This is a genomic window from Neobacillus sp. DHD-1R (genome assembly GCF_057747995.1).
Genome location: NZ_CM173232.1, coordinates 362824 through 374238 on the forward strand (window position 1 = coordinate 362824; position 11415 = coordinate 374238).

An 11415-nucleotide genomic window follows, 5' to 3' on the forward strand; every position below is an offset into this window, starting at 1 on the left:
ATGTGAATATATTTATTCCGTCAAATTTAACTGCCGAGAGACTGGAGGCTATTCTTCAAGCGCTGCCGAAAAGCAGAAACAAGGATTCTTTACTTTCTGCCAACAACATAATAGAGAAGAATGCTTATACTCTGCCTCCGTTCGGAGTAGTTAAATTCCCAAAATTAATAGACTGGAACGACCAACGTTCCCGTAGTTTTGAAAGACTCCTGCATGGCTTCACCTTTTTAGGCTGTCTAACTGATGCCTATCAAGCAACGGAAGACATGAGATATATAAACAAGGGTCTGGAGTTAATCAATGATTGGCTGGTCAAGCATTCGTACGAGGAAAATAAAGGGACCATGGCCTACCATGATGAAACAACAGCCCTCCGGCTTCAATACTTTTTAAGATTTTATATACTAGCTAGAAACATCATACCGGATGAGGATCGAACCAGGATTGAAACAAGAATGTGGGAGACAGCTGCATTGTTAGCTGACGATGAATTTCATGCGACCAATACTAACCACGGGATGTTCCAGGATATATCGCTTTTACTTTTTGCCTTTTACTTTAATGATGAAGAGAATCACCTTTGCCAACGTTATGTAAATTTGGCGGTAACACGCTTAAAGGATTACTTCTTTGACGTTTATACAAAGGATGGAGTTCATAAGGAACACTCCCCTAGCTATCATATGCTCGTTGCAACAAATATTAAAAAATTAGTCTCCTGGCTTGATGAAATTGATCAAGACATCAGCAAAGAATTTGTTATATTATTCAACAAATCAGAGGAGTATTCCACCCATATTATCCGCCCGGATGGCACGTTTCCACCTATGTGTGATACGGAGTCAATGCCTGTAAGGAATAGCAGCTACGCACGATTATATGATAGTCAATCATATAAATTTGCTGTTACGTCAGGTAAAGAGGGTACACGGCCCGAAGAAAATGTGAAAATATTCCTAGATGCAGGCTATGCGATTTTCCGTGATGATTGGTCCAAAAAAGAAAAGGCATCTTATGTCCTATTTTCGGCGGCCTATCATGCAAACTATCATAAACATAGTGATGATTTAAACTTAACCATCTTTTCTGGCGGTGAAATTATTACAGAAGCCGGTCCAAATGGTTACAACTATCAGGATCCCTATACTAAATATGCTTACTCATCTTTTGCCCATAATACATTGATTGTCGATGGCAAGGGGCTACCGCGTACAGATGGTAAATATGATAAAGTGTACTTTACTGATGGCAAGGTATTAGATGATATCAGTGAGGTGACTGGTATCAATAAACGCTTTGATGGTGTAGAACATCAGCGGAATGTAAAATACTTTAACAAAAGTAACTCGGTAGAAGTAAATGATGTCATAACGTCCAGTAACAAACATGAATATAAACTATTATGGCATGTAGCCCCTGATATACAGGTACAACTGCGTGATAGAATAGTAGAGCTTTACCGCAACGATGATAAGGTAATGGAAATCGAAATCACAACTGCTTCTCCGATCAAGATTCAAATGGTTAAGGGACAAACGGTACCAAGTGTTTTAGGATGGAAATTTCCTAAAATGGAAGTAAAGGAAATGCTGACAACAATTGAAGTTGACTTAAGCGGCGACAATGTTCACTGTACGACAGAATTTAGATTATCTGATTTTAAGGTACCGAATCGGAAGCAAGCTCCTTTTAAAATGGAAAAAGTTTTCCCTTCGTTTAGAAGCTTACGTTATCACTTTGTACCTGCGGCAGCTGATGAATATAAGGATCAATTATTCGTGATATTCTCAGCACTTGGAACCAAATATAGTTATTTGTATAACTATATGAATACCTTGAAAGATCTACCTGTAAATAAGTTGTTTATTCTCGATGACTTTGGAGATCAAGGGTCATATTATTTAGGGAAAAACAGGGATTTTAGTATAGAAACCTCTGTGATTTCTCTCATTCAATATATTATGAGACAGAATCAGATATTGTCTGAAAATGTCACTGCACTTGGGTCTTCAAAGGGCGGTTTTTCAGCACTTTATTATGGAATGAAATATTATTTTGGCCATGTCATTGCAGGTGCACCACAAAGTAAGCTGGGAGCATTCTTATTGCAGCAAGCCAATCACCCGAATATTGCTGAGTATATCGCAGGGGGATCAGAGGAGTCCGATGGTTATTATTTGGATGGTCTTCTGTTAAATGTCCTTAATCAGCCATGTGATATTTCACCTGATATCAATATATTTGTTGGAAAAGATGATCATCACTATAAGAATCATGTTTTACCTTTGTATAATATCTTGGTCAACAGGGGCTTTAAAGTAGATTTAAAAACCGCTGATGGAGTTAACCATGATGAGTTAAAGGTTTATTTTCCTTATTATCTTTTAGGAAAAGCGAAACAAATCCTGGGCATCCCACTAGATGGGAAAACGGATGTCCTTCCACAGGAAGAACTACTAAAGATTATTAAGTCATCAATCTCTTCTGCTGATAGAAGGATTAAAGTCGAAGCAGTCACTAGTGGAGCAGGGGTTACTTTTGCTTATTATCTTTATAAAGATAATGAAATTATTAAAAAGCTTTCCTATACAGGGAGTTCTACTTTTGAATACGACGTGGATTCCAGTGGAGAGTATTTCGTAAGAGTGTATGTACGAGATAAATTTGGCGGACAAACAGCAAAGAATACATCGAAGATTGTCATAAAATAGTAAAGGTAAGGTGTTTAATTGTGAAAATTTGTACAATTGGTTTAGGCTATATTGGTCTTCCAACATCGATCATGTTTGCGAAACACAATGTAGATGTTGTAGGTGTTGACGTTAAGCCTGCAGTAATAGAGTCGTTAAATAACGGTCTTATTCATATTGAAGAGCCAGGTTTACAAGAGGCTTTGGAGGAAGTAATTGCAAAGGGAACTTTCCGTGCATCACTCGTACCAGAAGAAGCAGATGCGTTTATTATTTCGGTTCCAACACCAAATAATGATGATTTATATAAATCATGTGACTTGAATTTTGTATTGAGCGGGGTTAGATCAGTACTTCCATATTTAAAAACGGGGAACGTGGTAATCGTTGAATCTACGATTGCTCCAAGAAGTATGGATGATCATGTAAAACCAATCGTCGAAGCAGCTGGCTTTGTTGTTGGGAAAGATATCTTCCTTGTGCATTGTCCGGAACGTGTTCTTCCAGGTCAAATCCTGCATGAATTAATTAATAATAACCGAATTGTCGGCGGTGTTACTCCTGAATGTACAGAAGCCGGTGCAATGGTTTACAGCACTTTTGTTAAAGGTGAAATTATTAAAACAAATGCAAGAACAGCAGAAATGTCGAAATTAATGGAAAATACCTTCCGTGATGTAAACATTGCCTTAGCAAATGAATTAACGAAAGTGTGTACAGAATTAGATATTAACGCACTTGAGGTTATTGAAATGGCGAACAAGCACCCACGTGTAAATCTTCATACACCTGGACCAGGGGTTGGAGGACATTGTTTAGCGGTTGACCCATATTTTATTGTAGCTAAAGCACCTGAGCAAGCTAAATTAATTAATCTAGCCAGATCAATTAATACTTCAATGCCAGAGTTTGTGGTAGAAAATATCGATCAATTAATGGCTAATGTAGATGGAAAGACCGTTACTGTATTTGGATTAACCTATAAAGGGAATGTCGATGACATCCGTGAAAGTCCAGCAATGGAAATTCTGCATATGTTAGACGCCCAAGGAAAATATAATGTACGTGCCTACGACCCGCATGTATCAGCGGACTTTGTAATAAAGAATATGGACGAGGCAGTAGCTGGGTCCGATTTAATTGTTGTCCTAACAGATCACAATGAGTTTAAGGAATTAAAATCAGAAGAACTTGAAGGCATGGCAAATAAACGAATCTTTGATACAAAAAATGTAGTGAAAATGATTCCTACTGATGTAGAGTATCTAAACTTTGGAAATTTATACAAAGCAATTAAGAAGGAAGCTCTTACTGTATGAAATTTGTCTTTCAAGTCATAAATGAACAGTTTAAAAATGTTCACCTTATCTTTAGATTAGCCATCTATGATATTAAAGGCCAATATCAATTGCACTATTTAGGGTGGTTATGGCAAATTTTAAACCCAGTCCTTCAAATAGCATTATATTGGTTTGTGTTTGGCTTTGGAATCAGAAAGGGGTCTCCGGTTGGGGATACTCCTTTTCTGGTTTGGCTTTTAGTGGGATTGATCCCATGGTTTTTTATTGGCCCAGCTATTTTGCAAGGGTCGAATAGTATATATACAAGAATAACTTTAGTTTCAAAAATGAAGTTTCCTGTCAGCATTTTACCAACGGTTAACCTGATGACAAATAGTTTTAGCTTTTTTAGTATGATGCTGATTTTATTGATATTACTGGTGGTAAATAAAATAAATGCAGGACTTTATTTGCTGCAGCTTCCCTATTACTTGCTATGTTTATTTATATTTCTATTTTCTGTTGCGTTGTTATTTTCTACGATTTCGATCATTATTAGGGATTTTCAATTGATGATCCAATCGGGAATGAGAATGTTGTTTTTTCTCCTGCCAATAGTGTGGAAAATGGAAAACCTGCCAACATTCTATGTTAATATATTGAAATTGAATCCAATCTTTTACTTAATAGAAGGATTTAGACATACATTGCTGGGTGGAGGATGGTTCTTCCACGAATTAACCTATACAGCTTATTTTTGGAGTATAACATTATTTATTTTATTCCTCGGTTCATATTTACATGTAAAATTCCGCAATAAATTTGTAGATTATATTTAATCGGAGGCTTATTGATGAAGCCAAAAGTTGTTTTTGAAAATGTGACAAAAACCTATACTCTGTATGAGGGTAAATTAGATAAAATAGTCGATTTATTTACGACAAAAAAGAAAAAAAATAAAACCTTCTATGCGCTTAAAAATATCTCTTTTGAAGTGTTTGAGGGAGAGACGATTGGAATTATCGGTGTAAATGGTTCTGGTAAATCAACGCTATCTAATTTATTAGCACAGGTGATACCACCTACTTCCGGAAACATTTCAATCAATGGTGAAACATCGCTAATTGCCATCTCTGCTGGTTTGAATAATAACCTTACAGGTTTTGAAAATATAGAATTAAAATGCCTAATGCATGGTTTAACGAAAGAGACCATTAAAGAGATCACGCCGAAAATCCTTGAATTTGCGGATATAGGCGATTTTATTAGGCAGCCGGTCAAGAGCTATTCTAGTGGAATGAAGTCGAGATTAGGCTTTGCTATATCCGTTCATACGGACCCTGATATTTTAATTATCGATGAGGCTCTATCTGTGGGAGACGAAACATTTTATGAAAAATGTTTAGCCAAAATGGAGGAGTTCAAAAAGCAAGGAAAGACAATTTTCTTTATCAGTCATTCCATCTCTCAAGTACGGTCTTTTTGTGACAGAATCATTTGGCTGCATCACGGGAAGATTGAGAACTTTGGAAATATTGGACCTGTTATAAGGGCGTATAAGGATTATATTGCCTGGCATAAAGGTCTTAGTACAGAAGAGCAGAAAAAATATAAACGAGAAATGATGGCAAAACAATTATTGCCTGCTGATAAGACTTACAATCTGGAAAGTGATCCAGACATGCTGCAGACAAGGTCAGAGAAAAAGAAAAAGACTCCCGAAAAGAAAGGGAAAAATATAATCTTAACCGCCTTATTTCTGTGCCTGATGATTAGTGCGTATATGTTGTTAAATGATGGACTTCATTCTGCTGCTGATGTTCCAAAAGCGATTAAATCAACTGAAAAGCAGTTAGACGTAAAACAAGCGGTTCAATCGAAAACTACGCCAAAAAAAATACGTCCTGTTAATCAGGAAGGGTTTGTACAAGAGAATCAAATCAAAGTGTTTAAAGATATTGAAAAAAAAAACATAGCAACATCTTTGGATTTTTCGAAAAAGGTAATGGTTTTAGGGAAAGCGGACCAGTTTTATAAAATTCGTTTGGATGATGGGACAGAAGGCTATACGGATCAAAAGAATATTAGTCTTTTGAGTAATCAAGAAGCTGTGAGTAAGCTAACAATGAGAGAGATTGTGCCTGTTACTCCAGAAGTGTTTAGTGAAACATACGAATTTTATTTAGCCTATTTAAACTCTAAAGAAGAGTATATTAAAGCAGATTTGCGTGGGTTGACTGATGAAATTGAACAGAATTCCAATGAAAAGTTATTAGTATTTGGAAACGGTAAGATCCAATATCGAATCAATAATGGGATGTCTAATGCTGTTATTGTGAAAGATGTAGATACAAACTCCACAGATTTTAATCAGTTAAGTGAGAATGCAGTCTTAAAAGACCAAAAAGGAAATTATGGTCTTGTCGTTACCGAGAAAAATAATATTATTTACAATAAATCTGACGGTTCGTTAACAATTGAAATGAAATAAAAATATCCCCGATCAAAAACTTGGGGATATTTTAATATAAATTTTATGATAAGCAAGGGATGTAACATACATATTTTCAAGAGGATTTGATAAAAGAGTGGCTATTAAAATTGAAAAATTACATACGCATTTATTGAACTTCTTTCAATTAAGAGTAGATTGTGTGGCTAAGGGTGAAAAATTACAATATGCTTTCTATCTTTACAAAGACCATGAAATTATTGAAAAGCAGCCGTATTCTAATAGTCCCCAAATGGTATTTAATCTGAATGACAAAGGAATTTATTCTGTACGTGTTTACATTAGGGATAAGGACAAAAATAGTTTAGTAGAAACAAGTAATAGATTTAAGTTTGATGGTTTTCGGGATAACGGGATTGTGGTGCAAAACCCTGAAATTGCTATTTATGGTGTCTCTAGAATGGGAGCAATGGTGAAAGCAATCCTGGAATCTAAATATACTGTCTCGTATTTTATTGATGAGGACGAGGAAAAATGGGGTCAATCATTTTTTGGAGTAGAAATAATCAGTTCCGCTGATGTAGAAAAACTAGAAAACGTAAAAATTGTTTATGCTGATCACTATTCAAAAAATCTAGATAACCAACTTGATATTTTTACGTCGGGATTTGTTCCCGATAATTTAGTAACAAAAACCATGTATGACCTAAGCTTGCTCCAGTTATATAAGATATCAAGGTTTTGTTATTTGAATGGGGTAATAAACGGCGCAAATATTATTAAAAGCTTTATTCATTTTCGCTTTAACTCTATTATTCCGTATACAGCAGAAATTGGTGAAGGTACTAGATTTGGCTATGGTGGGATTGGAGTGGTCATTCATACGAAAGCAAAAATCGGAGAGAATTGTATCATTGGTCAAAACGTCACAATTGGTGCAAGAGGGGAACTGCCCGTTATTGGAAATAATGTGTTTATTTCTCCTGGAGCAAAGTGTATAGGCGGGAAAATTGGTAATAACGTCATTGTGGGTGCGAATGCGGTTGTTGTAAAGGATGTTCCTGACAATTGTGTCGTGGCAGGTGTTCCGGCAAAAATTATTAGTACGGAAATGGAAAAATATAAGGGATATGTCAGCAAGTAATTAAAAATGTAATGTTTCAAATAAAGGAGGATTTTTAGTGGTAAAAGTAGATATTTTCGGCAGTTGTGTGACCCGCGATGCATTTGCGGCAGAAAATCCATATACAATCAATAAGTATTTCGCCCGTACCTCTATCATAAGCCAATACTCAAAACCACTAAACATTAAGGAAGAGGCCATTAACCTTCCTTCCAAATTCCAACAAAGAATGGTCTATTATGATTTGCAAAAGATGTTCAGGAGATATATACAGAATCCGTCCTCTGATTATTTTATTATTGATTTAATTGATGAAAGAATGAATCTCATCAAAATAAAAAGCGGCCCCTATATCACGAGATCAAAGGAATTCATAAACGCTAAATTAACAGTAGATCAGGCTGCTGTTCTAAATCGTCATAGTCTTCCGGAAAATTTGTGGTTTGAAAAAGCACAATTATTTATCGATGATGTGCAAAAGAAGTTTAGTGCAAATACAATCATATTGCACAAGGTTTTCTGGCAGGAGAAATATAAAACCAAAACAGGGGAAGTTAAAGAGTTTGAAAATATCGAGGAAATTAGACAAAATAATCAGTTACTAAACACATATTATTCCTTTATGGAAGATCAGATGGCGGGTATCCATGTGATAGACCTAAATGGAAAGTACTGTTCTGATGAAATGCATCGCTGGGGAAAATCACCCTTTCATTTTGAAGAGGATTATTATAAGGAATTTCTTCGCCAACTGCAAGGCATCATCAATCAAGAAGAATAATAGAGAGAGAACATATAAAGGGTGGGTAAAGTGTCTTCCATAACAGAGATGATTAAAGAAAATGAAAAAATATTTAATGGTGCACTGCCGATTAAGTATTACTTTTCACCTGCAACTGAAGCATCCAATCATTTGATTATAGGATTTTCGGGGTTTAATGGAAAGGAATCAAGTGGTGAACCAGCAAGGTATAACTATGTCAAACAACTAAAAGATTTCAATTGTCATAAGCTGTTTATCCTAGATAGTTACGAAGGGCATCCCTGCTATTATATTGGAAAGAATAAATCATTAGATTATGAAGTAACCGTGATGGCACTGATTAATTATATTGCAAACAGATTACGAATTCCGATGTCAAACGCGATTACGATTGGATCAAGTAAAGGCGGAACGGCTGCTTTATATTTTGGAATGAAATACAGTTTGGGTCATGTAATCGCAGGGGGAATGCAAACAAAAGTGGGGGATTACCTCTGGTTGGGTGATTATACGAAAAACACTGTTTTGCCGTTAATAACTAATGGGAACGGAGAAAATGATCGACGTTATTTGAATCGGTTTTTTGATAAAATTTTCTCTAATCCTCGAAAAAACACAGAATATAATATTCATGGTGGAGCAGGAGATCATCACTTTTTAAATTATGGAAAACCATTTATTGAAAATCTAGAGAAACATAGAATTCCTTATCGTTTAGATGTGAAGGATTATTCCGACCATGGGTTAATTGGTCAGTATTATACACCTTTTCTTCTAAATCAACTATCAAGAATAACGGGGAAAGTCACTGCTTCGCAGGCTCTTTTAGAACTAGAGGGAAATCAACTTAAGGTTTCGTGCCAAATTGCCGATACTTTAAAGCGTGATAGCACTGTCCGATATGCGTATTATTTTTTTCGGGATCAAGAGAACGAACCGTTTGAAAAACTACACTACAGTAGAGCAAATACATCTACATTACCGATCAGTCAATCCGGAAAGTATCGAGTTAGAATTTATATTCGAAATGAACTTGGAATGGTGAAAATCGGAACTAATTTAGTGGAAGTTAAGCTTTAAATAGTTGGAAATTTAGAAATACTATGATATTTTAATAATGAAAGAGGGGAATTTATGAATAAAAGACATTATTTACTAGTTACTTTCATCATCCTCCCCCTTTTTCTAATCTTCTGGTTTCCAAATAGTTCTGAAGCCTATACGGATTTATCAACCTATACCATTCAAACTGGAAAGTTCAGCGGAGAAGAAAAGGTACGGTCCGCGCTTAGCCAACTGCAAAAAGATACTGGCTGGAGTGGACAATACGAAACAACAGGGGAATATGAAAAGTATTATCAAATCGTAACGGGCGGCTTTTCGGGTCAAGAACAGGTGAAGAAGGTTCTTGAGGAGTTTAAGAAAACTACGAATATACCAGCCTTTTATACGGGATTAGGAGAGCCCATAGAGTATTATCAATTAATAACGGGTGGTTTCTCTGGAGAGGACAAGGTTAAACAGGTTCTTCAGCAATTTAAAACAGCAACCGGGATCAACGGGTCCTATTATGGTATTGGTAATCAACAAACCTATTATCAAATCATCAGTGGTGGTTTTTCAGGCGAGACCCGAGTGAAAGATGTACTCCAACAGTTTGAAGAAGCTACACATATTAACGCCAATTATGTTCCAATTGGAAACAATCGGTACCAAATTATTTCTGACCCCGTTTTAGGGATGATACTGGTAAATAAAGGCCGGGATTTTTTCAAAAACCATAGCTGGTCGGTTACGTATAAATCGACGGGAGAAACAGGGTATGAGAGGTATCAGATCAAATCCGAGCCAGTGATGGGGATGACACTGGTTAATAAAGGCCGCCAATTCTTTAAAAGTAATAATTGGTCCGTAACCTATCAATCTACTGGAAGAATCGGATATGATCGCTATCAAATCAAATCACTGCCTGTACTTGGACTGGACAAAGTGAATCAAGCCCGCAAGTTTTTTAAGAGTCGTAGTTGGTCCGTAACCTATTATGAGACTGGAAATATACAAAACTATTATCGAATCGTGATGAAAGACATTGCTGGTTATGACCAAGTTTCGGCCATGACACAAAAAATGTATCAACTCTATGGCTGGTATTCGAATGCTGTGAAAACGAAACAAGGACCACAGCTAATGTACACGGATTATCGCATTTCTTTAAGCAGTATGTTGGATAAACAAATGGCTTTATATCCGCAAACCGATCTACATCGGAATGAACCCAGGTATGTATATGCCGCCTATGTAGATATGGATAAGCAAATCATCACCGCTGATGGGGTTAACTTAAGGACCGAACCATCGACGAGCGGACCTGTGGTTGAACAATTAAACACGGGTGACAGTGTCCTAGTTATCGGTAAGACAGGAGATTGGGTTGAAGTGCGGCTAACCTGGCAAAATGCAAATGAGGCTGATGTAACAGCGTATCTTAATCCATCCAATTTTTCAATCGACAGCAAGGATTATTTCCAATTTTTAAAGCTTTCTCAGTCAGCTAACCTAAATGCCGCTGAGGTCAATCAAAAAATTCTGAATGGTAAAGGAATCCTAGCAGGAAAAGGACAAGCCTTTATTGATGCAGCTAAGAAGTATAATGTGAATGAAGTGTACTTGATTTCACATTCTTTATTAGAAACAGGTAATGGGGTATCTCCATTAGCCAACGGTGTAGAATACAATGGCAGAATTGTTTATAATATGTACGGCTACGGAGCATATGACTCCTGCCCCCTTTCCTGCGGGGCGCAAAAAGCCTATGAAAACGGGTGGTTTACGCCTGAAGCAGCCATCATTGGCGGAGCGCAATTAATCAGCCAAGGCTATATTTATAACGACACCTTCCAGCAAGATACACTGTACAAAATGAGATGGAATCCTGTTGCAACGTGGCATCAATATGCAACCGATATCGCTTGGGCCAATAAGCAAGTATATAGTATTTATAATTTGTATCAATTGATTGATAACTATACACTTTATTATGATGTTCCTCAATATCGGTAACAAGAAATGAGCGAAAGAGGATGACCCTATTGGGACATCCTCTTTCT

At 36.5% G+C, this 11415-nt stretch carries 8 protein-coding genes; all 8 read left to right on the plus strand.

Annotated features, from left to right (window positions below; all coding sequences use genetic code 11):
- Positions 1 to 2 precede the first annotated feature (2 nt).
- The 8 genes from AC3ANL_RS01810 (at position 3) to AC3ANL_RS01845 (ending at position 11368) form a co-directional block, all read left to right on the plus strand.
- Positions 3 to 2711 (plus strand): heparinase II/III domain-containing protein, encoded by a 2709-nt coding sequence (locus AC3ANL_RS01810; protein WP_488327583.1) that lies wholly within the window; start codon positions 3 to 5, stop codon positions 2709 to 2711.
- A 20-nt stretch (positions 2712 to 2731) separates the two neighbouring features.
- The gene (locus AC3ANL_RS01815) at positions 2732 to 4009 is read left to right on the plus strand and encodes a nucleotide sugar dehydrogenase (RefSeq protein WP_488327584.1); all 1278 of its coding nucleotides are present in this window, start codon (positions 2732 to 2734) and stop codon (positions 4007 to 4009) included.
- Positions 4006 to 4809 (plus strand): ABC transporter permease, encoded by an 804-nt coding sequence (locus tag AC3ANL_RS01820; RefSeq protein WP_488327585.1) that lies wholly within the window; start codon positions 4006 to 4008, stop codon positions 4807 to 4809. The genes AC3ANL_RS01815 and AC3ANL_RS01820 overlap by 4 nt, the downstream gene beginning before the upstream one ends.
- A 14-nt stretch (positions 4810 to 4823) precedes the next feature.
- Positions 4824 to 6461: a teichoic acids export ABC transporter ATP-binding subunit TagH gene (tagH, locus tag AC3ANL_RS01825; protein WP_488327586.1), complete on the plus strand. Its 1638-nt coding sequence runs from the start codon at positions 4824 to 4826 to the stop codon at positions 6459 to 6461.
- 97 nt (positions 6462 to 6558) lie between these two features.
- Positions 6559 to 7566, plus strand: coding sequence for a serine O-acetyltransferase (locus AC3ANL_RS01830; protein ID WP_488327587.1), 1008 nt, complete (start codon positions 6559 to 6561; stop codon positions 7564 to 7566).
- 37 nt (positions 7567 to 7603) lie between these two features.
- The gene (locus AC3ANL_RS01835; protein ID WP_488327588.1) at positions 7604 to 8326 is read left to right on the plus strand and encodes a DUF6270 domain-containing protein; all 723 of its coding nucleotides are present in this window, start codon (positions 7604 to 7606) and stop codon (positions 8324 to 8326) included.
- Positions 8327 to 8356: 30 nt separating this feature from the next.
- Positions 8357 to 9388, plus strand: a complete 1032-nt coding sequence (locus tag AC3ANL_RS01840) for a hypothetical protein (protein WP_488327589.1) — start codon at positions 8357 to 8359, stop codon at positions 9386 to 9388.
- A gap of 54 nt (positions 9389 to 9442) precedes the next feature.
- On the plus strand, positions 9443 to 11368 hold the full coding sequence (locus AC3ANL_RS01845) for an SPOR domain-containing protein (RefSeq protein ID WP_488327590.1): 1926 nt from the start codon (positions 9443 to 9445) through the stop codon (positions 11366 to 11368).
- Positions 11369 to 11415: the final 47 nt, after the last annotated feature.

Bases quoted from the DNA above. Each gene is read 5' to 3' on its own strand.
- tagH (WP_488327586.1), top strand. From the start codon at position 4,824: ATGAAGCCAAAAGTTGTTTTTGAAAATGTGACAAAAACCTATACTCTG.
- AC3ANL_RS01820 (WP_488327585.1), top strand. From the start codon at position 4,006: ATGAAATTTGTCTTTCAAGTCATAAATGAACAGTTTAAAAATGTTCAC.
- AC3ANL_RS01845 (WP_488327590.1), top strand. From the start codon at position 9,443: ATGAATAAAAGACATTATTTACTAGTTACTTTCATCATCCTCCCCCTT.